The organism is Pseudomonas oryzihabitans NBRC 102199, from assembly GCF_000730625.1.
GTDB classification, from domain to species: Bacteria; Pseudomonadota; Gammaproteobacteria; order Pseudomonadales; family Pseudomonadaceae; genus Chryseomonas; species Chryseomonas oryzihabitans.
Genome location: NZ_BBIT01000014.1, coordinates 185,576 through 211,749 on the forward strand (window position 1 = coordinate 185,576; position 26,174 = coordinate 211,749).

At 66.6% G+C, this 26,174-nt stretch carries 27 protein-coding genes and 1 pseudogene; 22 read left to right on the forward strand and 6 right to left on the reverse strand.

Annotation, left to right across the window (positions count from 1 at the left end):
• Positions 1-2 precede the first annotated feature (2 nt).
• Positions 3-662 carry an ABC transporter permease gene (locus POR01S_RS16560; protein WP_007160943.1) on the forward strand — a complete coding sequence of 220 codons (660 nt, stop codon included), beginning with the start codon at positions 3-5 and terminating at the stop codon, positions 660-662.
• A 10-nt stretch (positions 663-672) separates the two neighbouring features.
• On the forward strand, positions 673-1,827 hold the full coding sequence (locus POR01S_RS16565; protein WP_027600828.1) for an ABC transporter ATP-binding protein: 1,155 nt from the start codon (positions 673-675) through the stop codon (positions 1,825-1,827).
• A 50-nt stretch (positions 1,828-1,877) separates the two neighbouring features.
• Here POR01S_RS16565 and POR01S_RS16570 read toward each other — a convergent pair.
• Positions 1,878-2,300, reverse strand: a pseudogene (locus POR01S_RS16570) (L,D-transpeptidase family protein); the annotation flags it as partial.
• Between the two features lie 137 nt (positions 2,301-2,437).
• Positions 2,438-2,992 carry an NUDIX hydrolase gene (locus tag POR01S_RS16575; RefSeq protein WP_027600215.1) on the reverse strand — a complete coding sequence of 185 codons (555 nt, stop codon included), beginning with the start codon at positions 2,990-2,992 and terminating at the stop codon, positions 2,438-2,440.
• Between the two features lie 127 nt (positions 2,993-3,119).
• Here POR01S_RS16575 and POR01S_RS16580 point away from each other — a divergent pair, with 127 nt between their 5' ends.
• From POR01S_RS16580 to purT, 3 genes are all read left to right on the forward strand, one after another.
• Complete coding sequence (locus POR01S_RS16580; RefSeq protein ID WP_007160947.1) at positions 3,120-3,707, forward strand: CoA pyrophosphatase; 588 nt, start codon at positions 3,120-3,122, stop codon at positions 3,705-3,707.
• 77 nt (positions 3,708-3,784) lie between these two features.
• Complete coding sequence (locus POR01S_RS16585; protein WP_007160948.1) at positions 3,785-3,982, forward strand: DUF1289 domain-containing protein; 198 nt, start codon at positions 3,785-3,787, stop codon at positions 3,980-3,982.
• Between the two features lie 21 nt (positions 3,983-4,003).
• Positions 4,004-5,185, forward strand: coding sequence for a formate-dependent phosphoribosylglycinamide formyltransferase (gene purT, locus POR01S_RS16590; RefSeq protein ID WP_027600216.1), 1,182 nt, complete (start codon positions 4,004-4,006; stop codon positions 5,183-5,185).
• Positions 5,186-5,244: 59 nt separating this feature from the next.
• Here the strand turns inward: purT and POR01S_RS16595 are convergent, their stop codons facing one another.
• Together POR01S_RS16595 and POR01S_RS16600 are read right to left on the reverse strand one after the other, a co-directional pair.
• Positions 5,245-6,549: an MFS transporter gene (locus POR01S_RS16595; protein ID WP_042137131.1), complete on the reverse strand. Its 1,305-nt coding sequence runs from the start codon at positions 6,547-6,549 to the stop codon at positions 5,245-5,247.
• A 188-nt stretch (positions 6,550-6,737) separates the two neighbouring features.
• On the reverse strand, positions 6,738-7,538 hold the full coding sequence (locus POR01S_RS16600; protein ID WP_007160952.1) for a cytochrome C assembly family protein: 801 nt from the start codon (positions 7,536-7,538) through the stop codon (positions 6,738-6,740).
• Here POR01S_RS16600 and POR01S_RS23765 point away from each other — a divergent pair.
• From POR01S_RS23765 to POR01S_RS16665, 14 genes are all read left to right on the forward strand, one after another.
• On the forward strand, positions 7,537-7,782 hold the full coding sequence (locus POR01S_RS23765) for a small membrane protein YohP (protein WP_162180675.1): 246 nt from the start codon (positions 7,537-7,539) through the stop codon (positions 7,780-7,782). The genes POR01S_RS16600 and POR01S_RS23765 overlap by 2 nt on opposite strands.
• A 176-nt stretch (positions 7,783-7,958) precedes the next feature.
• On the forward strand, positions 7,959-9,338 hold the full coding sequence (gene ffh / locus POR01S_RS16605; RefSeq protein ID WP_007160953.1) for a signal recognition particle protein: 1,380 nt from the start codon (positions 7,959-7,961) through the stop codon (positions 9,336-9,338).
• Positions 9,339-9,588: 250 nt separating this feature from the next.
• The gene (rpsP, locus tag POR01S_RS16610; protein WP_007160954.1) at positions 9,589-9,837 is read left to right on the forward strand and encodes a 30S ribosomal protein S16; all 249 of its coding nucleotides are present in this window, start codon (positions 9,589-9,591) and stop codon (positions 9,835-9,837) included.
• 5 nt (positions 9,838-9,842) lie between these two features.
• Positions 9,843-10,379, forward strand: a complete 537-nt coding sequence (gene rimM / locus POR01S_RS16615) for a ribosome maturation factor RimM (protein ID WP_007160955.1) — start codon at positions 9,843-9,845, stop codon at positions 10,377-10,379.
• Positions 10,380-10,382: 3 nt separating this feature from the next.
• The gene (gene trmD, locus POR01S_RS16620; RefSeq protein WP_007160956.1) at positions 10,383-11,120 is read left to right on the forward strand and encodes a tRNA (guanosine(37)-N1)-methyltransferase TrmD; all 738 of its coding nucleotides are present in this window, start codon (positions 10,383-10,385) and stop codon (positions 11,118-11,120) included.
• Positions 11,121-11,162: 42 nt separating this feature from the next.
• Positions 11,163-11,513: a 50S ribosomal protein L19 gene (gene rplS, locus POR01S_RS16625; RefSeq protein ID WP_007160957.1), complete on the forward strand. Its 351-nt coding sequence runs from the start codon at positions 11,163-11,165 to the stop codon at positions 11,511-11,513.
• A 65-nt stretch (positions 11,514-11,578) separates the two neighbouring features.
• Entirely contained in the window at positions 11,579-11,992 is a 414-nt protein-coding gene (locus tag POR01S_RS16630; RefSeq protein WP_007160958.1) for an acyl-CoA thioesterase, read from the forward strand.
• Positions 11,989-12,879 (forward strand): site-specific tyrosine recombinase XerD, encoded by an 891-nt coding sequence (gene xerD / locus POR01S_RS16635; protein ID WP_042137135.1) that lies wholly within the window; start codon positions 11,989-11,991, stop codon positions 12,877-12,879. The genes POR01S_RS16630 and xerD overlap by 4 nt, the downstream gene beginning before the upstream one ends.
• A 226-nt stretch (positions 12,880-13,105) precedes the next feature.
• On the forward strand, positions 13,106-13,831 hold the full coding sequence (locus POR01S_RS16640; RefSeq protein WP_007160960.1) for a thioredoxin fold domain-containing protein: 726 nt from the start codon (positions 13,106-13,108) through the stop codon (positions 13,829-13,831).
• A gap of 63 nt (positions 13,832-13,894) precedes the next feature.
• The gene (locus tag POR01S_RS16645) at positions 13,895-15,199 is read left to right on the forward strand and encodes a homoserine dehydrogenase (RefSeq protein ID WP_007160961.1); all 1,305 of its coding nucleotides are present in this window, start codon (positions 13,895-13,897) and stop codon (positions 15,197-15,199) included.
• A gap of 46 nt (positions 15,200-15,245) precedes the next feature.
• Complete coding sequence (thrC, locus tag POR01S_RS16650; RefSeq protein WP_027600221.1) at positions 15,246-16,655, forward strand: threonine synthase; 1,410 nt, start codon at positions 15,246-15,248, stop codon at positions 16,653-16,655.
• A 205-nt stretch (positions 16,656-16,860) separates the two neighbouring features.
• Positions 16,861-17,400 carry a YaeQ family protein gene (locus POR01S_RS16655; protein WP_007160963.1) on the forward strand — a complete coding sequence of 180 codons (540 nt, stop codon included), beginning with the start codon at positions 16,861-16,863 and terminating at the stop codon, positions 17,398-17,400.
• Positions 17,400-19,121 (forward strand): single-stranded-DNA-specific exonuclease RecJ, encoded by a 1,722-nt coding sequence (gene recJ, locus POR01S_RS16660; RefSeq protein WP_042137138.1) that lies wholly within the window; start codon positions 17,400-17,402, stop codon positions 19,119-19,121. The genes POR01S_RS16655 and recJ overlap by 1 nt, the downstream gene beginning before the upstream one ends.
• A 68-nt stretch (positions 19,122-19,189) precedes the next feature.
• Complete coding sequence (locus POR01S_RS16665) at positions 19,190-20,293, forward strand: NADH:flavin oxidoreductase/NADH oxidase (protein ID WP_027600223.1); 1,104 nt, start codon at positions 19,190-19,192, stop codon at positions 20,291-20,293.
• A gap of 37 nt (positions 20,294-20,330) precedes the next feature.
• Here the strand turns inward: POR01S_RS16665 and POR01S_RS16670 are convergent, their stop codons facing one another.
• A complete protein-coding gene (locus POR01S_RS16670; RefSeq protein WP_007160966.1) occupies positions 20,331-20,801 on the reverse strand; it encodes a nuclear transport factor 2 family protein in 471 nt (156 codons plus the stop codon).
• Between the two features lie 191 nt (positions 20,802-20,992).
• Between POR01S_RS16670 and POR01S_RS16675 the strand changes: the two genes are divergently transcribed.
• Positions 20,993-21,688, forward strand: coding sequence for a tellurite resistance TerB family protein (locus POR01S_RS16675; protein ID WP_042137140.1), 696 nt, complete (start codon positions 20,993-20,995; stop codon positions 21,686-21,688).
• A 3-nt stretch (positions 21,689-21,691) separates the two neighbouring features.
• Here the strand turns inward: POR01S_RS16675 and POR01S_RS16680 are convergent, their stop codons facing one another.
• Positions 21,692-22,594, reverse strand: coding sequence for a LysR family transcriptional regulator (locus POR01S_RS16680; RefSeq protein WP_007160968.1), 903 nt, complete (start codon positions 22,592-22,594; stop codon positions 21,692-21,694).
• Between the two features lie 147 nt (positions 22,595-22,741).
• Between POR01S_RS16680 and POR01S_RS16685 the strand changes: the two genes are divergently transcribed.
• Together POR01S_RS16685 and POR01S_RS16690 are read left to right on the forward strand one after the other, a co-directional pair.
• Positions 22,742-24,415: a GMC family oxidoreductase gene (locus POR01S_RS16685; RefSeq protein WP_042137142.1), complete on the forward strand. Its 1,674-nt coding sequence runs from the start codon at positions 22,742-22,744 to the stop codon at positions 24,413-24,415.
• Positions 24,416-24,524: 109 nt separating this feature from the next.
• Positions 24,525-26,147: an MFS transporter gene (locus POR01S_RS16690; RefSeq protein ID WP_042137144.1), complete on the forward strand. Its 1,623-nt coding sequence runs from the start codon at positions 24,525-24,527 to the stop codon at positions 26,145-26,147.
• The last annotated feature ends 27 nt before the right edge of the window (positions 26,148-26,174 follow it).

Below are 26,174 nucleotides of genomic sequence, written 5' to 3' on the forward strand. Positions count from 1 at the left end.
CCATGGATTTCGTCACCTCCTTCAATCACATCGACTGGCTGCAGGTCCTCGAACTGACTCGCCAGCACATCACCCTGGTGGGGATCGCCGTAACCCTGGCGATCCTGGTGGGCGTGCCCCTGGGCATCCTCATGACCCGCTATCCCTGGCTGGCCGGACCGCTGCAGGCGGTGGCCACGGTGGTCATGACGCTGCCCTCCATCGCCCTGTTCGGGCTGCTGCTGCCGTTCTATTCCAAGTTCGGCCAGGGCCTCGGTCCGCTGCCGGCCATCACCGCGGTGTTCCTCTATTCGCTGCTGCCGATCCTGAGAAACACCTACCTGGCGCTGACCAGCGTCGAGCCGGGCATCCGCGAGGCGGGTGCCGGTATCGGCATGACCTTCTGGCAGCGCCTGCGCATGGTCGAACTGCCCATCGCCCTGCCGGTGATCCTGGCCGGGGTGCGCACCGCCGTGGTCATGAACATCGGCGTCATGACCATCGCCGCCACCATCGGCGCCGGCGGCCTGGGCGTGCTCATCCTCACCTCCATCAGTCGCAGCGACATGGCCACCCTCATCGTCGGCGCGGTGCTGGTCAGCCTGCTGGCCATCGTCGCCGACCTCGTCCTGCAGTGGCTGCAACGCCGCCTCACCCCGCGCGGCCTGCGCAGCGCCCCTTAAGGAGTCCCAGATGATCGAACTCGACCGCCTGACCAAGACCTTCAAGCAGCACGGCAAGGACGTGACCGCGGTGGACGCCGTGAGCCTCACCGTGGAGGAGGGCCAGATCTGCGTCTTCCTCGGCCCCTCCGGCTGCGGCAAGACCACCACCCTGAAGATGATCAACCGCCTGATCGAGCCCACCTCGGGCCGGGTGTTGATCAATGGCGAGGACACCACCGGCATCGACGAGGTGACCCTCAGACGCCATATCGGCTACGTGATCCAGCAGATCGGTCTATTCCCCAACATGACCATCGAGGAAAACATCACCGTGGTGCCCAAGCTCTTGGGCTGGGACAAGAAGAAGTGCCGCGAGCGCGCCACCGAGCTGATGAGCATGGTGCAGCTCGATCCCAAGCAGTACCTGTCACGCTATCCGCGCGAACTGTCCGGTGGCCAGCAGCAGCGCATCGGCGTGATCCGCGCCCTGGCGGCCGAGGCGCCGCTGCTGCTGATGGACGAACCCTTCGGCGCGGTGGATCCGATCAACCGCGATGCCATCCAGAACGAGTTCTTCCAGATGCAGCGGGCACTGAACAAGACAGTGATCATGGTCAGCCACGACATCGACGAAGCCATCCGCCTGGGTGACAAGATCGCCGTGTTCCGCGGCGGCCGCCTGGTGCAGTTCGACCACCCGGACACCCTGCTGGCCCATCCCAAGGACGACTTCGTCAGCAACTTCGTCGGCCAGGACAGCACCTTGAAGCGTCTCCTGCTGATCCGCGCCGAGGATGCGGCCGACAACGCGCCCTCGATCCAGGCCGAGACCCTGATCGGCGATGCCGTGGAGTTGATGGAGGAGCACGATCGCCGCTACCTGGTGGTGACGGATGCCGCCAACAAGGGCCTGGGCTACGTGCGCCGGCGTGACCTGCGCGGGCAGAGCGGCCCGGTGGCGCCCTTCGTCACCCCGTTCAAGGCCACCGCGGCCTTCGACGAGCACCTGCGCATCCTGCTGTCGCGCATGTACCAGTTCAACAGCTCTTGGCTGCCGGTGCTCAGCGCCGACAACGACTTCCTCGGCGAGGTCACCCAGGAATCCATCGCCGACTACCTCAGCAGTGGTCGGTCGCGCGGCAAGACCACCATCGTCTCGCCGGCGGAGCAGGTGGCGGGGTAGGGCAGGGACTCAGGCGGCGGTCGCAGGGCTGCCGCCTGACGGCCTGAGGCTCAGGGGCGGATCTCGATCAGGGTGCCATCCTTGACCAAGCCCCAGACCTCGCGCATGTCGTGGTTGGTCATGGCGATGCAGCCCTCGGTCCAGTTCAGCGAGTTGAAATACCACTCCGGGTACTCCTCGTCGATGGGGGTGCCGTGCAGCATGATCATGCTGCCGGGACGCACGCCGGCCTGGCTGGCGCGGGCCAGGTCCTCGCGATTGGGATAGGAGATGTGCATGGCCAGGTTGAACTTGTCGCTGGTCTTGCGCCAGTCGATCCAGTAGAAGCCTTCCGGGGTGCGCTTGTCGCCCTCGCGCAACTTGGGGCCGCGGGGATTCTTGCCCAGCGAGATGCGATAGGACTTCATCACGGTATCGCCGCTGAGCAGTTGCAGCTGATTGCGCGACTTGATGACCAGCACCTTGTCGATCAGCGGCGCGGCCGGCTGGCGGATCACCGTGACGCTGGTACTGGCCTGGGCCAGCTGGGGAAGCAACGAACCGCACAGCACATAGCAGAGCGCCAACAACAGGTGCAACGGACGCATGTCGGGTAGATCCTCGGAAGAGCTCAGGCAGGCTTGGGTGCGACCACCATGGGCGCCATGCCTTCATGGCGCAGGGAAAACTCGCCGCGACGGCGGTCGGCGAAAAAGCATTCTAGTGTCCGCTTGATGGTCGGAAAAGCCAGAGACGACCAGGGGATGTCGGCTTCGTCCAGAAGGCGCACGTCGAGGCTTTCCTCGCCGACGCCAAAGCGGCCGTCGACCAGTTCGCCGCGGAACAGCATGTAGATCTGGTCGATATGCGGCAGGTCGAAGAGAGTATAGAGCTCCAGGCCCTGCACGGTCGCGCCGGCTTCCTCGAAGGTCTCGCGGGCGGCGGCCTCGGTGGTGGTCTCGCCGTTTTCCATGAAGCCCGCCGGCAGCGTCCAGTAACCCTTGCGCGGTTCGATGGCGCGCTGGCAGAGCAGCACCTTGCCCTCCCAGGTCGCCAGGCAGCCGGCCACCACCCGCGGATTCTGATAATGCACTGCGCCGCACTGGCTGCAGACCAGGCGCATCCGGTTGTCACCCGCGGGAAGGCGTTCTTCCAGCAGTCCGCCACAGTGATTGCAATGCTTCATGGTTCACCCTCGTTTTGCTGCAGTGTGCCGGGGCGATCCCGGGCCTCGCAAGCGATGGCTGGGCTTGGGATTGCCCGACGGGCGTGCCATGATCCAGGGGATACGATGAGCAAGGGAGAATTCCGGCGTGGATGAGTTGCTCCAGCGCCTGCGTCACTATCAGCCGCGCACCCTGAGCGGCACCGAGAGCTACCAGGAAGCGGCGGTGCTGGTGCCCATCATCCGTGGCGAGCATCCCGAGTTGCTGCTCACCCTGAGGGCCAGCAACCTGTCCACCCACGGCGGCGAGGTGGCCCTGCCGGGCGGCCGGCGCGATCCCGAGGACGCCGATCTGGTCGCCACTGCCCTGCGCGAGGCCGAGGAAGAGGTCGGACTGCCACCGGGCCTGGTGGAGGTGATCGCCCCCCTGAGTCCGCTGGTGTCGCGCTACGGCCTGGCGGTGACCCCCATCGTCGCGCTGATCCCCGATCAGCTCGAATACGTTCCCAGCGAAGCCGAGATCGCCGCGATCTTCAGCGTGCCCCTGCAGTTCTTCTGCGAGGTGCCGCCGGATTACACCCTCAGGGTCGACCACGACGGCCTGCGCTGGCAGGTGCCCAGCTATCAGTATGGCGAGCACCGCATCTGGGGGCTGACGGCGGTGATCATCGTCGAACTGGTCAATCTGCTGTACGACGCCGGTATCGTGCTCAAGGCACCGCCCAGGCGGGATTGAGCGGTATCGGCAAGGTAAAGGCACATGCCAAGTCGGGCATTAACGGGCACAATGCGCGGCCATTCGAGGGAAGCCGCATGACCACCGCCGATTCACCCGTGCGTTCGCCCTGCGTCCATGTCTGTGCCCTGGACGAACAGGACATCTGCATCGGTTGCCAGCGCAGCGCCGCCGAGATCACCCGCTGGATGTCCATGAGCGACAGCGAGCGCCGCGAGGTGCTGCTGCGCTGCAGCGAGCGGGCGCGGGCGGGCGGTGCGGCCTTCCTGACCTGACATCAGCCGGAGAGATCTGTCATGCCCCGTATCGGTACCCCCCTGTCCCCCAGCGCCACCCGCGTGCTGCTCTGCGGCTCCGGCGAACTGGGCAAGGAAGTCGTCATCGAACTGCAGCGCCTGGGCGTCGAGGTCATCGCCGTGGATCGCTACGCCGATGCCCCGGCCATGCAGGTCGCTCATCGCAGCCACGTCATCGACATGCTCGACGGGGCCGCCCTGCGCGCGGTGATCGAGCGCGAGCAGCCGCACTTCATCGTGCCGGAAATCGAAGCCATCGCCACCGCCACCCTGGTGGAGCTGGAAGGCGAGGGCTACACCGTGGTGCCCACCGCCCGCGCCGCCCAGCTGACCATGAATCGCGAAGGCATCCGTCGCCTCGCCGCCGAGGAACTGGGCCTGCCCACCTCGCCCTATCACTTCGCCGACACCTACGAAGACTATGCCGCCGCCGCCGAGGCGCTGGGCTATCCCTGCGTGGTCAAGCCGATCATGAGTTCCTCGGGCAAGGGCCAGAGCCTGCTGCGCAGCGCCGACGAGCTGCAGGCCGCCTGGCAATACGCCCAGGAAGGCGGTCGCGCCGGCAAGGGCCGGGTGATCGTCGAGGGCTTCGTCGACTTCGACTACGAGATCACCCTGCTGACCGTGCGCCACGTCGGCGGCACCTCCTTCTGCGCGCCGGTCGGGCATCGCCAGGTCAAGGGCGACTACCACGAGTCCTGGCAGCCCCAGGCCATGAGCGAGAAGGCCCTGGCCGAGTCCGAGCGGGTCGCCCGCGCGGTCACCGAGGCCCTGGGCGGTCGCGGCCTGTTCGGCGTGGAACTGTTCGTCAAGGGCGACCAGGTCTGGTTCAGCGAGGTCTCCCCGCGGCCCCACGACACCGGCCTGGTTACCCTGATCTCCCAGGATCTCTCCGAATTCGCCCTGCATGCCCGGGCCATCCTCGGCCTGCCGATCCCCACCATCCGCCAGTTCGGTCCCTCGGCCTCGGCGGTGATCCTGGTGGACGGCGATTCGCGGCAGACCGCCTTCGCCAACCTCGGCGCGGCCCTGGCCGAACCCGACACCGCGCTGCGCCTGTTCGGCAAGCCCGAGGTGAAGGGGCAGCGGCGCATGGGCGTCGCCCTGGCCCGCGACGAAAGCATCGAAGCCGCACGGGCCAAGGCCGTGCGTGCGTCCCAGGCGGTGAAGGTCGAGCTGTAAGGCCGGCTGCGCACCACGAAAAAGGGCCCGCGGGGCCCTTTTTCATTGGCTGGAGAGATCTACAGCGACTGGTCGCGCGTCTCGCGCATACAGAGCACCGCCACCAGGCTGATGGCCGCTGCTGCCGAGACATAGCCGCCCACCCAGCTCAGGCCACCGGCCTCCACCAGTTGCTGCGCGGCGTAGGGCGCCAGGGAGGCGCCGAGGATGCCGCCCAGGTTGTAGGCCGCCGAGGCACCGGTGTAGCGCACCCGGGTGGGGAAGATTTCCGGCAGCAGGGCGCCCATGGGACCGAAGGTCATGCCCATGAGAAACAGCTCCAGGGCCAGGAACAGGCCGACCGCCTGACTGGAGCCGTGGGTCAGCAGCGGCTCCATGGCGAAGCCCGACAGCAGGGCGGCGATGGCGCTGGCCGCCAGTACCGGCTTGCGGCCGAAGCGATCGGCCAGCCAGGCCGACAGCGGCGTGGCCAGGGCCATGAACAGCACGGCCACACAGAGCAGGCCGAGGAGTTCCTGGCGGCTGTAGCCGAGATTCTTCACCCCGTAGCTCAGCGAGAACACCGTGGAGATATAGAAGAGGGCGTAGCACACCACCATGCTCAGGGCGCCCAGCAGCACCGCCTTGCCGTGCTTGCCGAAGGTCTCGACCATGGGCAGGCGCAGCTTCTCACGCCGCGCCATGGCCTCGGCGAACACCGGCGTCTCGTGCAGCGACAGCCGCACATAGAGGCCGACCACCACCAGCAGGGCGCTGAGCAGGAAGGGGATGCGCCAGCCCCAGGCGCGGAATTGCTCGTCGTCCAGCAGCAGCGCCAGGGCCAGGAACAGACCGTTGGCCATGAGAAAGCCGATGGAAGGACCGAGCTGGGGAAACATGCCGAACCAGGCGCGCTTGCCGGGCGGGGCGTTCTCGGTGGCCAGCAGCGCCGCGCCGCCCCATTCGCCACCCAAGCCCAGGCCCTGGCCGAACCTCAGCAGGCAGAGCAGGATCGGTGCCCAGACGCCGATGCTGGCGTAGCCGGGCAGGAGGCCGATCAGGGTGGTGGAGATGCCCATCAGCAGCAGCGAGGCCACCAGGGTGGACTTGCGCCCGATGCGATCGCCGAAGTGGCCGAACAGCAGCGAACCCAGCGGCCGCGCCAGGAAGGCGATGCCAAAGGTGATGAAGGCGCTGAGGGTCTGGGCCATGCCCGCGCCCTGGGGAAAGAACACCGGGCCGATCACCAGGGCCGCGGCCGTGGCATAGACGTAGAAGTCGTAGAACTCGATGGCGGTGCCGATGAAGCTGGCGGTGGCCACGCGAGTGGGGGAGTTGCGCGGCACGGAGGTGGGCGCGTCGAAGGCGGCAGCGGTCGTGGACATGCAGGGGTACCGGGCAGTCGTTCTTGTAGGAGGCGTCTGCCGGAGCGGCCCGGTGGGGCAGCGGCTGTCCGAGGATGGGGACGGGCGGGACGACCTGTTATGACGTGCCGGGCGCGAAGCGGCTGTTGGCCGGATCGCGCCGAACGTGGTTCGGTCGCCTGATTATGCAGGTAGTGGAACGACGACTGTCAACGATGCAGGATGAATTCCCGCACCAGCTTGCTGCCGAAATAGGCCAGCATCAGCAGGATGAAGCCCAGCAGCGTCCAACGGATCGCCCGGTGGCCGCGCCAGCCCAGGCGATTGCGCCCCCACAGCAGGATGCCGAACACCACCCAGGCGATGCAGGAGAGCACCGTCTTGTGCACCAGGTGCTGGGCGAACATGTCCTCGACAAAGAACCAGCCGGAGATCAGCGACAGCGACAGCACCACCCAGCCGGCCCAGAGAAAGCCGAATAGCAGGCTTTCCATGGTCTGCAGCGGGGGAAAGCTGCGGATCAGCCCGGACGGGTGCTTGTTCTTGAGCTGGCGATCCTGGATCAGCAGCAGCAGCGACTGCAGCACCGCCAGGGTGAAGAGCCCGTAGGCGATGATCGACAGCAGCACATGCACGACGATCTTGGGCGACACGTCCAGCGGCGTCACGGTGCCCGGTGGCACGAATTCGGCCAGCAGCGCGGTGATGGCACCGAGGGGATAGACCAGCACCAGCAGCGGTTGCAGCGGCATGCGCAGGCAGCCGATCAGCATCAGCGCGATGGCGGTCGCCGAGATCAGGCTGGAGGCGTCGAAGAAGTCCAGGCTCAGGGTCGGTTCGAGGATCAGCTGCAGATAGACGGCCAGGGCGTGGGGCAGCAGGGCCAGGATGCCGGCGCCCAGGACCAGGGGCTTGCTCGACGGCTGTTTGCGCAGCAGGCAACTGCCCTGGTAGAGGGTCGCGAGCAGATAGAGGGCGGCGGCCAGGAGGGTGGGCAGCAGGGCGTGCATGGTCCGGTTTCAGCAGAGCGGAAAGCAGGCGAGTGTGGCACAGACAGGGCGGTACAGAAAGTCTGAGCCGCGCCTTGGCGCCGGCTGGCCAGGCTGGGCGAACCCTGGCCGCCAGCGGGTGGTCCCAAGAGGTACATTTCTTGAAGAGGTCGCGACCATGCTTAAATTTCTCGGCGGTACCATGGGCATCATCTTTCTGATCGGCCTGGTGGTGGTCATCGGCATCTTCTCGCTGATCTTCTGATCCCCTCCCCGCAGGCACCGGCCCTGGCGTCGGTGCCTCGCTCTCCTGCCTTGGCGGCTCGCCGATCCAGGCCCTGCTGACGGTTTCACGCGGTAGCGGCCCTGGCGGCTATCCCTGCTCAGGCGCTCTTTCGTTATACTTGCCGGTCAGCCGCCGTTTCTGCCCTGGATGTCCGCATGTTCGAGAATCTCACAGACCGCCTGTCCCAAAGCCTGCGCCACATTACCGGCAAGGCCAAGCTCACCGAAGACAACATCAAGGACACCCTGCGCGAGGTGCGCATGGCGCTGCTCGAGGCGGACGTCGCCCTGCCGGTGGTCAAGGAGTTCGTCAATCGGGTCAAGGAGCGGGCGGTCGGCACCGAGGTGTCCAAGAGTCTGACCCCGGGCCAGGCCTTCGTGAAGATCGTGCGCGCCGAGCTCGAAGCCATCATGGGCGCGGCCAACGAAGACCTGGCGCTCAACGTCGCGCCGCCGGCGGTCATCCTCATGGCCGGCCTGCAGGGCGCGGGCAAGACCACCACCGCGGGCAAGCTGGCGCGCTTCCTCAAGGAGCGCAAGAAGAAGACCGTCATGGTCGTCTCCGCCGACGTCTATCGTCCGGCCGCCATCAAGCAGCTGGAAACCCTGGCCGGGGAGGTGGGCGTAACCTTCTTCCCCTCCGACATCAGCCAGAAGCCGGTGGAGATCGCCCAGGCCGCCATCCGCGAAGCCAAGCTCAAGTTCATCGACGTGGTCATCGTCGACACCGCCGGTCGCCTGCACATCGATAGCGAGATGATGGCGGAGATCCAGCAGGTCCATGCCGCCACCAAGCCGGCCGAGACCCTGTTCGTGGTCGACGCCATGACTGGTCAGGACGCCGCCAACACCGCCAAGGCCTTCAACGACGCCTTGCCGCTCACCGGCGTGATCCTGACCAAGGTCGACGGCGATGCCCGGGGCGGTGCCGCCCTGTCGGTCCGCCACATCACCGGCAAGCCGATCAAGTTCATCGGCATGGGCGAGAAGAGCGAAGCCCTCGATCCCTTCCACCCGGATCGCGTCGCCTCGCGCATCCTCGGCATGGGCGACGTCCTCTCGCTGATCGAGCAGGCCGAACAGACCCTGGATCGCGAAAAGGCCGACAAGCTGGCCAAGAAGCTCAAGAAGGGCAAGGGCTTCGATCTCGAAGACTTCCGCGACCAGTTGCGCCAGATGAAGAACATGGGCGGCCTGGGTTCGCTGATGGACAAGCTGCCGACCATGATGGGTGGCATGAACATCCAGCAGATGGGCAACGCCCAGGGCGCCGCAGAAAAGCATTTCAAGCAGATGGAAGCCATCATCGACTCCATGACCCCGGCCGAGCGCCGCGATCCGGAGCTGATCAGCGGCTCGCGCAAGAAGCGCATCGCCCTGGGTTCCGGCACCCAGGTGCAGGACGTCGGCCGCCTCATCAAGCAGCACAAGCAGATGCAGAAGATGATGAAGAAGGTCACCGCCAAGGGCGGCATGGCCAAGATGATGCGCGGCATGGGCAGCATGTTCCCCGGCGGCGGCATGCCGAAGATGTGATTTCCGGGTGCCGCCCGTCGCCAGATGGCCGGCATCGGAAAGGGCTCTGCGAGGGGCGTCGGCACCAGTGCTGATGCACCTTCGCGAGCGACGGGGCTCCACCGCTGGAGTCTCCAGGCTGCCGCTATGCCGAGGGTGCCGTTGAAAGCCATTGGCAAACCGGGTAACAGCCCTTAGAATATGCGGCCTTTCGGGCCATGTGGCCCAGTGTGCCCACAGCTACAAGCACCGACTACAGGAACGAAGTTCAATGGTAACCATCCGTCTAGCCCGTGGCGGCTCCAAGAAGCGCCCCTTCTACCACCTGACCGTGACCAACAGCCGCAATGCGCGCGATGGTCGTTTCGTCGAGCGCATCGGTTTCTTCAACCCGGTGGCTAGCGGCGCCGAAATCCGTCTGTCGGTGGACCAAGAGCGCGCCAACTACTGGCTGTCGCAGGGCGCCCAGCCGTCCGAGCGCGTCGCTCAGCTGCTGAAGAGCGCTCAGGCTACCGCCTGAAGACCATGAGTACGCCGACCTCCGCCCCCGACCTGGTGGTCCTGGGCAAGATAGTTTCGGTCTTTGGCGTACGCGGTGAGCTCAAGATCTACTCCTTTACCGATCCGCTCGACAATCTGCTGGACTATCGAACCTGGACGCTGCGGCGCGAAGGCGAGACCCGGCAGGTCAAGGTGCTCGGCGGTCGGATGCACGGCAAGGTCCTGACGGTACGTCTGCAGGGCCTGGACGATCGCGAAGAAGCCCGCCTGATGGCCGGTTTCGAGATCTGCGTGCCGCGCAGCGAATTGCCCCAGCTGGGCGCCGGTGACTACTACTGGCATCAGCTGGAAGGTCTCAAGGTGATCAATCGCGAAGGCCAGTGGCTGGGCGTGGTGGATCATCTGCTGGAGACCGGGGCCAACGACGTCATGGTGGTCAAGCCCTGTGCTGGCAGCCTCGATGATCGTGAGCGTCTGTTGCCTTATCTGCCCGACCAGTACGTGCTGGCGGTGGATCTGGCTAAGGGCGAGATGCAGGTCGACTGGGACGCGGATTTCTGATCCATGCGTATCGATGTCATCAGCCTCTTTCCCGAGATGTTCGAGGCCGTCAGCGCCTATGGCGTAAGCGGTCGCGCGATGAAGCAGGGGCTCCTGGAGCTGACCTGCTACAACCCGCGCAGCTATACCGAGGATCGTCACCAGACCGTGGACGACCGGCCCTTTGGCGGCGGTCCCGGCATGGTCATGAAGATCCAGCCGCTGGAGCGCGCCCTGGCCGATGCCAAGGGTGATTCGGCGGCAAAGGTGATCTACCTGTCTCCCCAGGGTCGCAAACTCGACCAGGCGGCGGTACGGGAACTGGCGCAGGAGGAGCATCTGATCCTCATCGCCGGGCGTTACGAAGGCATCGACGAGCGTTTCATCGAGACGCACGTGGATGAAGAATGGTCGATTGGCGACTATGTGCTGTCCGGCGGTGAATTGCCGGCCATGGTGCTGATCGATGGGGTCACGCGACTGCTGCCTGGAGCCTTGGGGCATGCGGATTCCGCCGAGCAGGACTCGTTTACCGATGGCCTGCTCGATTGCCCGCACTACACCCGACCCGAGGTGTACGAGGGCCGTCGCGTACCCGACGTGTTGCTCAGTGGTAACCACGAGCATATCCGGCGCTGGCGCCTGCAGCAGTCCCTGGGACGCACTGCGGAGCGACGCGCCGATCTTCTGGATGGCCGCTCGCTTTCTGGAGAAGAGCAGAACCTGTTGGCGGAATACCTCCGTCAGCGGAACGATAGTTAGGTATCGATGGCGGGCCGCGGCCTGTCTTAGGAGCAGAGTGACATGACCAACAAAATCATTGCCCAGATCGAAGCTGAGCAGATGAACAAAGAAATCCCGGCGTTCGCCCCCGGCGACACCGTGATTGTCCAGGTTAAGGTGAAGGAAGGCGACCGTCAGCGTCTGCAGGCCTTCGAGGGCGTGGTGATCGGCAAGCGTAACCGCGGCCTGAACAGCGCCTTCACCGTACGCAAGATCTCCAACGGCGTTGGCGTCGAGCGTACCTTCCAGACCTACAGCCCGCTGGTCGACAGCCTGAGCGTCAAGCGTCGCGGTGACGTGCGCAAGGCCAAGCTGTACTACCTGCGCGAACTGTCCGGCAAGGCTGCCCGCATCAAGGAAAAGCTTTCCTGATCGCGGCGTGACCAGAAAAAAGCAGCTTCGGCTGCTTTTTTCGTTTCTGAGGTTCGAGGTAAGACATGACGACCCGCGAAGCGGAAATCCAGCGGCGCACCGCGCTGTCGGAAACCCGGGTGGCCAAGGCGGTCTTCCCGCCCACCACCAATCATCACGACACCCTGTTCGGCGGCACCGCCCTGGCCTGGATGGACGAGGTGTCCTTCATCACCGCGACGCGCTTCTGTCGCAAGCCGCTGGTCACGGTCTCCACCGACCGCATCGATTTCAACCATCCCATTCCCGCGGGCTCCATCGTCGAACTGATCGGCCGGGTGGTGAAGGTCGGCAACACCAGCATCAAGGTGCAGGTGGAGGTCTTCGTCGAAGGCATGCTGGCGGAAGGCCGCGAGCGCGCCATCAATGGCGCCTTCAGCTTTGTCGCCGTCGATGACGAGGGCAAGCCGACGCCGGTGCTGCCCGGATTCGCCGCGTGAACGCCGAGCGGCTGATCGAGGAATTCCTCGACGCCCTGTGGTTGGAGAAGGGGCTGTCGCCCCATACCCGCAGCGCCTACCGCACCGACCTGCTGGCCTTCGCCCGCTGGCTGGAGGGCAGGGGCCTGACCCTGGAGTCCGTCGGCCGCGACGCCGTGCTCGATCACCTCGGCTGGCGCCTGAGCCAGGGTTACCAGGCGCGCTCTACGGCGCGTTTCCTCTCCGGGCTGCGCAGCTTCTACAAGTATGCGGTGCGCGAGGGGCGGCTGGCCGAGGACCCGACGCTGCTGGTGAGCATGCCGCAGCTGGGTGCGCCGCTGCCCAAGAGCCTGTCCGAGGCGGATGTGGAAGCCCTGTTGGCCGCGCCGGATACCGAGGACACCCTGGGCCTGCGCGATCGCACCATGCTCGAGGTGCTCTATGCCACCGGCCTGCGGGTGACCGAGCTGATCAGCCTGACCCTGGACGAGATCAACCTGCGCGAGGGTTCGCTGCGGGTCTTCGGCAAGGGCAGCAAGGAGCGGCTGATCCCCCTGGGCGAAGAGGCCATCGCCTGGCTGGAAAGCTATCTGAAGACCGCGCGTCCGCTGCTGCTGGGCGGCCAGCCCGGCGACATCCTCTTTCCCAGCCAGCGCGGCACGCCCATGACCCGGCAGACCTTCTGGCACCGCATCAAGCTGCATGCCCAGGTGGCCGGCATCCGCACCTCGCTGTCGCCGCATACCCTGAGGCACGCCTTCGCCACCCATCTGCTCAATCACGGCGCCGACCTGCGCACGGTGCAGATGCTGCTCGGCCATACCAGCCTGTCCACCACCCAGATCTACACCCACGTCGCCCGCGTGCGGCTGCAGCAACTGCACGCCCAGCACCATCCGCGCGGCTAGAGCGGTGTTTCAGAAGTTCGCGCAAGAATTGGCGAGTGATTTTGGTTTCTGAGCCAGGCGCCGGGACGAGTCATAGCAGGGCTATGGCAAGGAGCGGCAACACCGCTCAGGGACCAAAAGCGCCGCCAAAATTGCGTAGACACTTCTGAAGCCCCGCCCTGGGGGCGGGACCGCCGTAGCCGGCAGGTCTGTGGTAGGCTTGCCGGCGTCTCAACAGGAGTCAAACATGCGTATTTCCCAACTGTTGCTCGCCGCTTGCCTGGGGCTCGGCGTGCAACTGGCTCAGGCCGAACCTGAGCAGGCCATTCGCCAGAGCCTGACCGCGCTACAACCCAATCTCGCCATCGAGTCCATCGCCAAGAGTCCGCTGGAAGGGCTCTACCAGGTCCAGCTCAAGGGCGGGCGCGTGCTCTATGCCAGCGGCGATGGCCAGTTCGTCATGCAGGGCTATCTGTATCAGGTCAAGGACGGCAAGGCCTCCAACCTGACCGAGAAGGCCGAGAACGTCGCCGTGGCGCGGCAGATCAACGGCCTCGATCGCAACCAGATGATCGTCTATCCCGCCCAGGGCGAGACCAAGGCGCACATCACCGTCTTCACCGACACCACCTGCCCCTATTGCCAGAAGCTGCACGCCGAGGTGCCCGAGCTGAACAAGCGCGGCATCGAGGTGCGCTACCTGGCCTTCCCGCGCCAGGGCATGGGCTCGCCGGGCTCCAAGCAACTGGAGGCGGTGTGGTGCGCCAAGGACAAGCCGGCGGCGCTGAACCAGATGTTCACCGGTCGTGAGGTCAAGTCCGAGAGCTGCCAGAATCCGGTCGCCCAGCAATTCGCGCTGGGGCAGAACATGGGTATCCAGGGCACGCCGGCGATCATTCTCGCCGATGGCCAGATGATCCCGGGCTACCAGCCGGCCGACCAGCTGGCGGAAGCGGCAATCGGCGCCCGCTAGGCGCCTCAATCAGAGTTATGAACGGGGCCGCGGAGCGGTCCCACACGACATGGGGATAAGGGTGTGAAGCCGGTCAAAGTAGGCATCTGTGGTCTGGGTACCGTGGGCAGCGGGACCTTCAACGTACTCAAGCGCAACGCCGAGGAAATCGCCCGGCGCGCCGGTCGGGGTATCGAGGTGGCGCAGATCGCCCAGCGCCGGCCCAATCCCCAATGCGACACCGGTAGCACGCCGATCACCGCCGAGGTCCTGGCGGTGGCCGACAATCCCGAGATCGACGTGGTGGTGGAGCTGATCGGTGGCTACACCCTGGCCCGCGAACTGGTGCTGCGAGCCATCGCCAACGGCAAGCACGTGGTCACCGCCAACAAGGCGCTGATCGCCGTGCACGGCAACGAGATCTTCGCCAAGGCGCGCGAGCAGGGCGTGATCGTCGCCTTCGAAGCCTCGGTGGCCGGGGGCATCCCGGTGATCAAGGCGCTGCGCGAAGGCCTGGCCGCCAACCGCATCAACTGGGTGGCCGGCATCATAAACGGTACCGGCAACTTCATCCTCTCCGAGATGCGCGAGAAGGGTCGCACCTTTCCCGATGTCCTGGCCGAAGCCCAGGCGCTGGGCTATGCCGAGGCCGATCCGACCTTTGACGTGGAAGGCATCGATGCCGCCCACAAGCTGACCATCCTGGCCTCCATCGCCTTCGGCATCCCGCTGCAATTCGACAAGGCCTACACCGAGGGCATCACCCGCCTGACCACCGCCGACGTCGGCTACGCCGAGGCACTGGGCTATCGCATCAAGCATCTGGGCGTGGCGCGCAGCACCGACCAGGGCATCGAGCTGCGGGTACACCCGACGCTGATCCCGGCCGATCGCCTGATCGCCAACGTCAACGGCGTGATGAACGCGGTGATGGTCAATGGCGACGCCGTCGGCTCGACGCTGTTCTATGGCGCAGGTGCCGGCCAGGAGCCGACCGCCTCGGCGGTGGTGGCCGACCTGGTGGACGTGGTGCGCGCCATGACCTCGGATCCGGAGAATCGCGTGCCGCACCTGGCCTTCCAGCCCGATGCGCTGTCCGACCATCCGGTGCTGTCGATCGAGGCCTGCGAGAGCGCCTATTATCTGCGCATCCAGGCCAAGGACCACCCGGGCGTGCTGGCCCAGGTGGCGAGCATCCTCTCGGCGCGCGGCATCAACATCGAGTCCATCATGCAGAAGGAAGCCGAGGAACATGACGGCCTGGTGCCCATGATCCTGCTGACCCATCGCGTGACCGAGCGCCACATGGTCGAGGCCATCACCGCGCTGGAAGCCCTGGACGATGTCGTCGGCGATGTCGTCCGCATCCGCGTCGAGCACCTGAACTGAGCAGCCTGGCGGCGCCCGGCGCCGCCGTCTTTCCCGAGGTCGAGTCATGCGTTACATCAGTACCCGCGGCCAGGCGCCCGCGCTGAATTTCGAAGAAGTGCTGCTGGCGGGTCTCGCCAGCGATGGCGGTCTCTATGTGCCGGAGAACCTGCCACGCTTTTCCCTGGAGGAGATCGCCTCCTGGGCCGGTCTGCCCTACCACGAGCTGGCCTTCCGGGTGATGAAGCCCTTCGTCGCCGGCTCCATCGCCGATGCCGAATTCAAGGCCATCCTGGAAGAGACCTACGCCGGTTTCGCCCATAGCTCGATCGCGCCGCTGCGCCAGCTGGACGCCAACGAATGGGTGCTGGAGCTGTTCCACGGCCCGACCCTGGCCTTCAAGGACTTCGCCCTGCAACTGCTGGGGCGGCTGCTCGACCATGTGCTGGCCAAGCGCGGCGAGCGCGTGGTGATCATGGGCGCCACCTCCGGCGACACCGGCTCGGCGGCCATCGAAGGCTGCAAGCGCTGCGAGAACGTGGACATCTTCATCCTCCATCCGCACCAGCGGGTGTCGGAAGTGCAGCGCCGGCAGATGACCACGCTGCTGGGCGACAACATCCACAACATCGCCATCGAAGGCAACTTCGACGACTGCCAGGAGATGGTCAAGGCCAGCTTCGCCGACCAGGGTTTCCTCAAGGGCACCCCGCTGGTGGCGGTCAACTCGATCAACTGGGCGCGGATCATGGCCCAGATCGTCTACTACTTCCACGCGGCCCTGCAGCTGGGCGCCCCGGCGCGCTCCATCGCCTTCTCGGTACCCACCGGCAACTTCGGCGACATCTTCGCCGGCTACCTGGCCCGCAACATGGGTCTGCCGGTGAGCCAGCTGGTGGTGGCCACCAACCGCAACGACATCCTGCACCGCTTCATGTCGGGCAACCGCTACGACAAGCAGCAGCTGGAAGCCACGCTGTCGCCGTCCATGGACATCATGGTCTCGTCCAATTTCGAGCGCCTGCTGTTCGACCTGCACGGTCGCGACGGCCTGGCCCTGGCCGAGCTGATGGCGAATTTCCGCAGCAGCGGCACCCTGACGGTGGCCGACGATCGCTGGACCGAAGCGCGCAAGCTGTTCGATTCCCTCGCCGTGAGCGATGAAGAGACCTGCGCCACCATTGCCGAGGTGTATGCCGCCACCGGCGAGGTGCTGGATCCGCACACCGCCATCGGCGTCCGCGCCGCTCGCGAATGCCGACGCAGCCTGGCCACGCCCATGGTGGTGCTGGGCACCGCCCACCCGGTCAAATTCCCCGAGGCGGTGGAAAAGGCCGGCATCGGCGCGACCCTCAGCCTGCCGACCCACCTGGCCGACCTGCTGCAGAGGGAAGAGCGTTGCACCGTGCTGCCCAACGACCTGGCCGCCGTCCAGGCCTTCGTCAGCCGCCACGGCAAGCGTGGGCAGCCGCTGTAGATTTTTAGCCCTTTAGATCGCGGTTATCGCGGCCATGGGCCGCTCCTACGGGAAGTCTGAGCACCTGTAGGAGCGGTCGCTACGGCGCACCGGCATGGCCGCGATACATCCTACCTCCGCTCCACCGATCCCCTGACGCTCCTCTGATCCCGAGCCCCCTGCCTTTTCCGGTACAATGCCCGGCTTTCCCTGCCGGTGACCCGCCATGGCTCTGCAAGCCACGCCCTATAAAGTCGAACTCAACCTCACCGATCTGGATCGCGGGGTCTACGAGAATCTGCGCCTGACCGTGGCGCGGCATCCCTCCGAGACCGAGGAGCGCATGGCGGTGCGGTTGCTGGCCTATGTGCTCTGGTACAACGAGCAGCTGGCCTTCGGCCGCGGGCTGTCCGACGTCGACGAGCCGGCGCTGTGGGAAAAGAGCCTGGACGGTCGGGTGCTGCACTGGATCGAAGTCGGCCAGCCCGATGCCGAGCGCCTGACCTGGTGCAGCCGCCGCACCGAGCGCACCAGTCTGCTGGCCTATGGCAACCTGCGCGTCTGGCAGACCAAGGTGGTGGACGCGGTCAGGACGCTGAAGAATCTGCACATCGCCGCGGTGCCCGCCGAGCCCCTGGCCGAGCTGGCCCGCGATCTGCCGCGCAGCATTTCCTGGCAGGTGATGATCAGCGAAGGCACCTTGTTCGTCACCGACGACCGCGGTCAGCACGAATTGCAGCTGGAATGGCTGCTGGGCGAACGTTGATGCGCCTGGAGCCCCGTCCGCTGCCGGCGGTGTTGCCCGACCTGGGCGATCTACCGCCGCTGCTCACCCGGCTCTATGCCGCCCGCGGCGTGACCTTGCCGGAAGAACTCGACAAGGGTCTGGCGCGGCTGGTGCCCTATCACCAGCTCAAGGGCATCGAGGCCGCGGTGGAGCTGCTGGCGCGGGCCCTGGAAGAGCGCCGGCGCATCCTCATCGTCGGCGACTTCGACGCCGATGGCGCCACCGCCAGTGCCGTGGGCGTGCTGGCGCTGCGGCGTCTGGGTGCGGCCTGGGTCGACTACCTGGTGCCCAATCGCTTCGAATACGGCTACGGCCTGACGCCCGAGATCGTCGCCGTGGCCCTGCAGCGCGAACCCGAGGTGCTGCTCACCGTCGACAACGGCATCTCCAGCCTGGACGGCGTGGCCGCGGCCAAAGCCGCCGGGCTGCAGGTGGTCATCACCGATCACCACCTGCCGGGCGCCGAATTGCCCGCCGCCGATGCCATCGTCAATCCCAACCAGCCGGCCTGCGCCTTTCCCAGCAAGTGCATTGCCGGGGTCGGGGTGATCTTCTATGTGATGCTCGCCCTGCGCAGTCGCCTGCGCGAGAACGGCTGGTTCGCGCGTCAGGGCCTGGCCGAGCCCAATCTGGCCGAGTTGCTGGATCTGGTCGCCCTCGGCAGCGTCGCGGACGTGGTGCCGCTGGATGCCAACAACCGCATCCTGGTGCACCAGGGGCTGATGCGTATCCGCGCCGGTCGGGCGCGACCGGGGCTCAAGGCGCTGCTGGAAGTGGCCGGGCGCCAGCCGGGCAAGGTGGCCTCCAGCGACCTCGGATTCATTCTCGGCCCGCGGCTCAATGCCGCCGGCCGGCTGGACGACATGTCCATCGGCATCGAGCTGCTGCTCTGCGAAGACCCGCAGCTGGCGCAGGAATACGCCCAGCAGCTGGACGACTTCAACAAGGATCGCAAGAGCATCGAGCAGGGCATGCAGCGCGAGGCGCTTAAGCAGCTCAAGGAGCTGCCGGAAGACAATCTGCCCTTCGGTCTCTGTCTGTTCGATCCGGAGTGGCACCAGGGCGTGATCGGCATCCTCGCCTCGCGCCTCAAGGAGAAGTATCACCGCCCGGCGCTGGCCTTTGCCGACGACGGCAGTGGCAACGGCATGCTCAAGGGCTCGGCGCGCTCGGTGCCCGGGCTGCACATCCGCGATGCCCTGGACGCCGTGGCGACCCGGCATCCGGGACTCATCACCAAGTTCGGCGGTCACGCCATGGCCGCCGGCCTCAGCCTGCCCCAGGCGCACTACGAGACCTTTGCCGCGGCCTTCGACGCCGAGGTGCGCCGCCATCTGCAGGCCGACGACCTCAGTGGTCGCCTGCAGACCGATGGTTGCCTGGCTCCCACCGAGTTCCAGCTCGGCCTGGCCCAGGCCCTGCGCCAGGCCGGTCCTTGGGGGCAGCAGTTTCCCGAACCGCTGTTCCACGGCACCTTCGAGATCCTCTCCCAGCGCCTGCTCAAGGAGCGGCATCTCAAGCTGACCCTGCGCAGCGAGCAGGGCGGACCGGAGCTGGACGGCATCGCCTTCAACATCGATCGCGACACCTGGCCCGATCCCAACATCCGCTGGGCCGAGCTGGCCTATCGGCTGGACGTGAACGAATTCCGCGGCAACGAGAGTGTGCAGTTGCTGGTGGTGCACCTGGCACCTCGTTAGTCGGAATAGCGACCTATTCTGTTCGGGAACACTCCAATGCCGTGAATCCCGAGAAGACGAGGTCCGCCATGAGTCTCCTGTTCCAGCCCCTGACCTTGCGTCAGCTGACCCTGCCCAATCGCGTGGTGGTCTCCCCGATGTGCCAGTACTCCAGCGAAGACGGTTTCGCCAACGACTGGCACCTAGTCCACTTGGGCAGTCGCGCCACCGGTGGTGCCGGCCTGGTGATCTTCGAGGCCACCGCGGTCACCCCCGACGGGCGCATCACGCCCCAGGACCTGGGGTTGTGGAAGGACGAGCAGATCGAGCCCCTGCGGCGCATCACCCAGTTCATCGAGGGGCAGGGCAGTGTCGCCGGTATCCAGCTGGCCCACGCCGGGCGCAAGGCCAGCACCTGGCAACCCTGGCTCGGCAAGCACGGCAGCGTGCCCATCGCCGAAGGCGGCTGGGTGCCGGTGGCGCCCTCGGCCATCGCCTTCGATCCCCAGCACACCCGGCCCACGGCGGTGGATCGCGACGACATCGCCAGCATTCGCCGGGCCTTCGTGGACACTGCCGAACGCGCCCTGGCGGCCGGCTTCAAGGTGGCCGAGATCCATGCCGCCCACGGCTATCTGCTGCACCAGTTCCTCTCGCCGCTTTCCAACCGCCGCGAAGACGACTACGGCGGCAATTTCGAGAATCGCATCCGCCTGCTGCTGGAGGTGACCGCCGACGTGCGCGCGGTCTGGCCGGAGGAGTTGCCGCTGTTCGTGCGGGTCTCGGCCACCGACTGGGTGGAAGACGGCTGGGACGTCGACGAGACGGTGGAACTGGCGCGCCGGCTCAAGACCCTGGGCGTCGACCTGATCGATGTCTCTTCCGGCGGCACCGCGGCCCAGGCCGACATTCCCACCGGCCCCGGTTACCAGACCCAGTTCGCCGAGCGGGTGCGCAAGGAAGCCGGGATCCCCAGTGGCGCGGTGGGCATGATCACCGATGCGGCCCAGGCCGAGCACGTGCTGCGCACCGGTCAGGCCGATCTGGTGCTGTTGGCCCGTGAGCTGCTGCGCGATCCCTACTGGCCGCTGAATGCCGCCGAAGCCTTGCGCGAGAAGGTCTCCTGGCCGCCGCAGTACGTCCGCGCCGCGCACCGGGATACGCCGCTGCGCAAGCCGTTCGGGGTGGAATAGGGGAGCAACGGAGCCATCCGCCCGGATGGCTCCCGGGTCAGGGCTTTACCGGTCGCAGCATCGCCTCCAAGGCGTCGCTGTCGTAGTAGTCGCCCAGGTACCAGATGCGACCGTCGCGGATCTTCATGATGCTGGCGCCGCGGATCTTCACCGGTTGCTTGCCGGTGGCGGTGGTGCGGTTGCCGGTCAGTTCCCATTCGAAGGCGATGCTGCGCGGGCCGATGACCGGCTTGTGCACCATCTTCACCTGCAGATCCGGTACCGCCTTGAGGGTGACCTTGACGATCCTGTCGCGGGCCTGGGTGCGGCTGGTCTCGGTGGTGGCGGCGCCACTGTCGAAATACTGCACCTTGGGATCGAGCAGGGCGCTGGCGGCCTCGGCGTCGTGATCGTTCCAGGCATCGAGATAGCGATTGGCGATGAGGCGGGCATCCTCGGCGGCGGCCTGGACCTGGCCGGCGGTAAGGGCGACCGAAAGCGCGAACAGCACAGCCAGACGCGAGCGCATGGGGTGTCTCCGGCAACTGCAGGGGGGAGGCGCAAGAGTAGCGCCGTGGGCGGTCCGCGGTCAGCAATATTTTGTAGCGGCTGGCCGTTGGCGACGGTGTTCCCGGCAACATCCGGTAAGCAGGTGCCGGGAGCCGGACGGTGCGGACGGCGGTCCCAAGAAGCTGAATCCCGACTCTGTGGAGGTCATCCATGAACACCCGCGGTTTGCTCGATCAATTGCTCAAGGCGGGCCAGCAGGCCCTGGCCAAGAAGACCGGCCACGCGGCCCCACGACCCGGTACCCCGTCTTCCGGCAAGGATCCCCTTGGCGGTCTGCTTTCGGGCCTGGGTAACAGCGGCTTGGCTGCCGGCGCCCTGACCGCCCTGCTGGGTAGCAAGCGTGGGCGTGCCATGGGGGGCAAGGCGGTCGGTTATGGCGGCTTGGCGGCGCTCGGCATGGTGGCCTACAAGGCCTATCAGTCCTGGCAGGCCAACCAGGTCCAGGGCGCGGCGGCCGCCGAGCCCCGCACCGTGGATCGGGTACCGGAGCACGAAGCCGAGGCCCACGGCCGGGCGGTGCTGATCGCCCTGATCGCGGCGGCCAAGGCCGATGGCCATGTCGATGACCAGGAGCGCCAGGCCATCGAAGCCGAGATGGCCAAGCTGGACAAAGATCCCGAACTGCGCAGCTGGCTGCAGCGCGAACTGGAGCAGCCGCTCGACCCGGCCAAGGTCGCCGCCGCGGCGGAAACCCCCGAGATGGCCGCCGAGATGTACCTGGCCAGCCTGATGCTGATCGACGATCAGCAATACATGGAAAAGGCCTATCTGGACGAGCTGGCGCGCCAGTTGCGCCTGGAGCCCGGTCTGCGCGCCGAACTGGAGCGCGAGGCCGCGGCGGTCTGACGGCTAGGCGAGGGCGCGTTCCTCGCCCAGCAGGACGCTCCGCTCCGCTGCGCAGAGGTGCAGCAGGAAATCCCAGACCACGCGCAGGCGCGCGGAGCGGTGCAGTTCGCGGTGGGTGGAGATCCAGTACTCCCGGGTAAAGGAGCGCTCCGGGAGCACGCCTTCCAGGGGCGTGCCTTGACCCACCAGGTAGCAGGGCAACACCGCGATGCCGATGCCGGCACAGGCGGCTTCGCGCTGGGCGATGACGCTGGTGCTGCGAAAGACGATGCGCGGCTCGGGGCAGAGTCCCTGGATGAATTGCAGTTCGCGGGTGTACAGCAGGTCGTCGACGTAGCCGATGAAGGTCTGCTCGCCGAGGTCGGCTTCGGCCCCCAGGGGCGGCGCCCGATCCAGGTAGGTGCGACTGGCGTAGAACCTCAGGCGATAGGGCGTCAGCCGCCGGCCGATCAGGCCTTCGGCGGTGGGCCTTTCCAGGGTGATGGCGATGTCCGCCTCGCGGTTGGTGACGCTGACGAAGCGCGGCACCGAGACCAGTTCCACTTCCAGCCCCGCATAGTCGCGCAGCAGCGCTCCCAGGCGCTGGGCGAGAAAGCCAGTGCCCAGGCCTTCGGTCACCCCGACCCGCACCTGGCCCAGCGGATTGAGTCTCTGGGTCACTGCCTCCTGGGCCAGCAACGCGGCTTCTTCCATCGCCTGGGCGTGCGCCAGCAGGGCCTGACCAGCCGGGGTGAGCTGATAACCGCTGGCCTGTTGCACCAGCAGCTGGCTGCCCAGGGCGCGCTCCAGGGCCTCCAGGTGGCGGGCGACGGTGGCATGACTGACGCCCAGGCTACGGGCGGCGGTCAGCAGGCGGCCATGGCGCTGGATCTCCAGAAAAACCCGCAGATCGTTCCAGTCGAACATCTTGTCTCCCTCGTCTAGGTCTGTCTGCGTGGTCGCTTGCGGGGCGCTGTTCAGAAATGCACAGCCGGTGCCCGTTTTCTGCGACTGTTGTTCGCGGATGACGACACTAGGATAGGGACCACAACAACAAAAAAGCGAGGGAACGTCATGCCCGGTCCTGCTGCGGAATATGACTTCATCATCGTCGGCGCCGGTCCGGCCGGCTGCCTGCTGGCCAATCGACTGTCCGCCGATCCGGCCTATCGCGTGCTGCTGCTGGAAGCCGGCGGGCGCGACAACCATCCCTGGATCCACATTCCCGTCGGCTATCTGTTCTGCATCGGCAATCCGCGCACCGACTGGTGTTTCAAGACCGAGGTGGAAGCGGGCCTGGGGGGCCGGGCGCTCAACTATCCGCGCGGACGGGTGCTGGGTGGCTGCTCGTCCATCAACGGCATGATCTACATGCGTGGTCAGGCCCGCGACTACGACGGCTGGGCCGCCGCCGGCAATCCCGGCTGGGGCTGGCAGGACGTGCTGCCGCTGTTCAAGCGCATGGAGGATCACTGCGACGGCAATTCAGAGTTTCATGGCGCCGGGGGCGAATGGCGGGTCGAGCGGCAGCGCCTGCACTGGACGCTGCTCGACGCCTTTCGCGCGGCCGCCGGCGAAACCGGCATCGCGCCGGTGGAGGACTTCAACACCGGTGACAACGAAGGCTGCGGCTACTTCCAGGTCAATCAGCGCAATGGCGTGCGCTGGAATGCCGCCAAGGCCTTTCTCAAGCCCATCCGCCAGCGCGCCAATCTCGAGGTGCTGACCGGCGTCCAGGTCGAGCGGGTGCTGCTGGAGGAGGGCAGGGCACGGGCGGTGCTGGCGCGCCTGCCGGGCCAGGCCGAGCCCCAGCGCCTGGTGGCACGGCGGGAGATCGTGCTCTGCGCCGGCGCCATCGGCTCGCCGACCCTGTTGCAGCGCTCCGGCATAGGGCCGCGCGGTCTGCTCGAAGGCCTGGGCATCGGCGTCCGGCACCGCCTGGAAGGGGTGGGCGGCAATCTGCAGGATCACCTGCAACTGCGGCTGATCTACCGGGTGCACGGCGTGCCTACCCTCAACGCCCTGGCCGGCAGCCTCTGGGGCAAGCTGGGCATGGGCCTGGAATACCTCTGGAAACGCAGTGGCCCCCTGGCCATGGCGCCGAGTCAGCTGGGCGCCTTCGCCCGCTCCGATCCCGGGCAGCCCTCGGCCAATCTGCAGTATCACGTGCAGCCGCTGTCGCTGGAGCGCTTCGGCGAGCCGCTGCACGGCTTTCCCGCCTTTACCGCCTCGGTGTGCAACCTGCGTCCGGCCAGTCGTGGCCAGGTGGCCATCCGCAGCGCCGACCCGCTGGCCGCGCCGCTGATCCAGCCGCGCTATCTCAGTGCGCCGGAGGATCTCAAGGTGGCCGCCGACGCCATCCGCCTGACCCGGCGCATCGTCGCCGCCCCGGCCCTGGCCGCCTATCGACCCGAGGAATACCTGCCGGGACCGGCCTACCAGAGCGAGGAGGAATTGCAGCAGGCGGCCGGCGCCATAGGCACCACCATCTTCCATCCATCCGGCACCTGTCGCATGGGCCAGGACGCCGACGCCGTGGTCGATGCGCGCCTGCGGGTGCATGGCATTCCCGGGCTGCGGGTGGCCGACGCCTCCATCATGCCGACCCTGGTCTCGGGCAACAGCTGCTCGCCAACGCTGATGATCGCCGAGCAGGCGGCCAGCTTCATGCTGGCCGAGGCGCGCGAGCAGGGCAGTCACGAGCTGCCCGCCGTGGTGGCCCGGGCCAGCGCGGTCTCGGCGGCCTAGCGGCGTCCCTCCGCTTTCACCGACGGCGGGGCCTCCTGCCGTTTCCACCGTAGTAGCTGTCGCCCATAACAACAATCAGCCCGGCGATCCCGGGTCAGGAGAACGTGCGATGTCCGACTATGCCCAACCCCGGGTCCAACCCAGCGCGGCCAGCAGTCGCCGCGAAGAACGCAAGGTGATCTTCGCCTCGTCCCTGGGAACCGTCTTCGAGTGGTACGACTTCTTTCTCTATGGCGCCCTGGCGGCGGTGATCAGCAAGCAGTTCTTCGCCGGCGTCAACGACACCACCGCCTTCATCTTCGCCCTGCTGGCCTTTGCCGCCGGCTTCGTGGTGCGGCCCTTCGGCGCCCTGGTGTTCGGCCGCCTGGGCGACATGGTCGGCCGCAAGTACACCTTTCTCGCCACCATCATCCTCATGGGCATCGCCACCTTCGGCGTCGGCCTGCTGCCCACCTACGCCAGCATCGGCGTGGCCGCACCCATCATCCTGGTGGTGCTGCGCCTGCTGCAGGGCCTGGCCCTGGGCGGCGAATACGGCGGCGCCGCCACCTACATCGCCGAGCACGCGCCGCCCGGCAAGCGCGGCGCCCATACCAGCTGGCTGCAATCCACCGCGACCCTGGGGCTGTTGCTGTCGCTGGTGGTGATCCTGGTCTGCCGCTATCTGACCGGCGACCAGTTCGAGGTCTGGGGTTGGCGCCTGCCGTTCCTGCTGTCGATCTTTCTGCTGGCCATTTCCACCTGGATCCGCATGTCGATGCACGAGTCGCCCGCCTTCGTGCGCATGAAGGCCGAAGGCAAGCAGAGCAAGGCGCCGATCCGCGATTCCTTCACCAACTGGAGCAATCTCAAGGTGGTGCTGATCGCGCTGTTCAGCATCAACGGCGGCCAGGCGGTGACCTTCTACCTGTCGCAGTTCTATGTGATGTTCTTTCTCACCCAGACCCTCAAGCTGGATCCGGTGCTGGCGAACAACCTGCTGATCATCAGCGTCATCCTCGGCGCGCCCTTCTTCGTCATCGCCGGCTGGCTGTCGGACAAGGTCGGGCGCAAGCCGATCCTGATGCTCGGCCTGCTGCTGGCCACGGTGCTCTACTTCCCGCTGTTCAAGGCCCTGACCCACTACGCCAATCCGCAGATCTACCAGGCCAGCCAGCAGGCGCCCATCGTGGTGACCGCCGACCCGGCCACCTGCACCTTCCAGTTCGATCCGGTGGGCAAGGCGCGTTTCGACAGTCCCTGCGACCGGGTCAAGACACTGCTGGCCAAGAGCGGTCTGCCCTACCGCAGCGTGGTCGCGGCGCCCGGCGACGCGGTGCAGGTCAGCGTCGGCGACAAGCTCATCGTCGGCTTCGACGAACCGGCCCTGCGCGCCGCGGTGCAGGCCGCCGGCTATCCGGCCAAGGCCGACTCGGCCCAGGTCAACAAGCCGATGGTGGTGGCGGTGATCTTCGCCCTGATCCTGATCGCCACCCTCTGCTACGGACCGCTGGCGGCGCTGATGGTGGAGCTGTTCCCCACGCGCATCCGCTACACCTCCATGTCGCTGCCGTACCACATCGGCAACGGCTGGTTCGGCGGCTTCCTGCCCACGGTGTCCTTCGCCCTGGTGGTCTATACCGGCGACATCTTCTACGGCCTCTGGTACCCGGTGCTGATCACCGGCGTCAGCCTGGTGGTGGGGCTGCTGTGCCTGCCGGAAACCCGCCATCGCGATCTCGACGCCGATTGAGGCGCGTGCGGGCGGCGCTGCCCGCCG

Bases quoted from the DNA above. Each gene is read 5' to 3' on its own strand.
- POR01S_RS16560 (WP_007160943.1), top strand. From the start codon at position 3: ATGGATTTCGTCACCTCCTTCAATCACATCGACTGGCTGCAGGTCCTC.
- POR01S_RS16565 (WP_027600828.1), top strand. From the start codon at position 673: ATGATCGAACTCGACCGCCTGACCAAGACCTTCAAGCAGCACGGCAAG.
- POR01S_RS16575 (WP_027600215.1), bottom strand. From the start codon at position 2,992: ATGAAGCATTGCAATCACTGTGGCGGACTGCTGGAAGAACGCCTTCCC.
- POR01S_RS16585 (WP_007160948.1), top strand. From the start codon at position 3,785: ATGACCACCGCCGATTCACCCGTGCGTTCGCCCTGCGTCCATGTCTGT.
- purT (WP_027600216.1), top strand. From the start codon at position 4,004: ATGCCCCGTATCGGTACCCCCCTGTCCCCCAGCGCCACCCGCGTGCTG.
- POR01S_RS16595 (WP_042137131.1), bottom strand. From the start codon at position 6,549: ATGTCCACGACCGCTGCCGCCTTCGACGCGCCCACCTCCGTGCCGCGC.
- POR01S_RS23765 (WP_162180675.1), top strand. From the start codon at position 7,537: ATGGTCCGGTTTCAGCAGAGCGGAAAGCAGGCGAGTGTGGCACAGACA.
- POR01S_RS16600 (WP_007160952.1), bottom strand. From the start codon at position 7,538: ATGCACGCCCTGCTGCCCACCCTCCTGGCCGCCGCCCTCTATCTGCTC.
- ffh (WP_007160953.1), top strand. From the start codon at position 7,959: ATGTTCGAGAATCTCACAGACCGCCTGTCCCAAAGCCTGCGCCACATT.
- rpsP (WP_007160954.1), top strand. From the start codon at position 9,589: ATGGTAACCATCCGTCTAGCCCGTGGCGGCTCCAAGAAGCGCCCCTTC.
- rimM (WP_007160955.1), top strand. From the start codon at position 9,843: ATGAGTACGCCGACCTCCGCCCCCGACCTGGTGGTCCTGGGCAAGATA.
- trmD (WP_007160956.1), top strand. From the start codon at position 10,383: ATGCGTATCGATGTCATCAGCCTCTTTCCCGAGATGTTCGAGGCCGTC.
- rplS (WP_007160957.1), top strand. From the start codon at position 11,163: ATGACCAACAAAATCATTGCCCAGATCGAAGCTGAGCAGATGAACAAA.
- POR01S_RS16630 (WP_007160958.1), top strand. From the start codon at position 11,579: ATGACGACCCGCGAAGCGGAAATCCAGCGGCGCACCGCGCTGTCGGAA.
- POR01S_RS16640 (WP_007160960.1), top strand. From the start codon at position 13,106: ATGCGTATTTCCCAACTGTTGCTCGCCGCTTGCCTGGGGCTCGGCGTG.
- thrC (WP_027600221.1), top strand. From the start codon at position 15,246: ATGCGTTACATCAGTACCCGCGGCCAGGCGCCCGCGCTGAATTTCGAA.
- POR01S_RS16655 (WP_007160963.1), top strand. From the start codon at position 16,861: ATGGCTCTGCAAGCCACGCCCTATAAAGTCGAACTCAACCTCACCGAT.
- recJ (WP_042137138.1), top strand. From the start codon at position 17,400: ATGCGCCTGGAGCCCCGTCCGCTGCCGGCGGTGTTGCCCGACCTGGGC.
- POR01S_RS16665 (WP_027600223.1), top strand. From the start codon at position 19,190: ATGAGTCTCCTGTTCCAGCCCCTGACCTTGCGTCAGCTGACCCTGCCC.
- POR01S_RS16670 (WP_007160966.1), bottom strand. From the start codon at position 20,801: ATGCGCTCGCGTCTGGCTGTGCTGTTCGCGCTTTCGGTCGCCCTTACC.
- POR01S_RS16675 (WP_042137140.1), top strand. From the start codon at position 20,993: ATGAACACCCGCGGTTTGCTCGATCAATTGCTCAAGGCGGGCCAGCAG.
- POR01S_RS16680 (WP_007160968.1), bottom strand. From the start codon at position 22,594: ATGTTCGACTGGAACGATCTGCGGGTTTTTCTGGAGATCCAGCGCCAT.
- POR01S_RS16685 (WP_042137142.1), top strand. From the start codon at position 22,742: ATGCCCGGTCCTGCTGCGGAATATGACTTCATCATCGTCGGCGCCGGT.
- POR01S_RS16690 (WP_042137144.1), top strand. From the start codon at position 24,525: ATGTCCGACTATGCCCAACCCCGGGTCCAACCCAGCGCGGCCAGCAGT.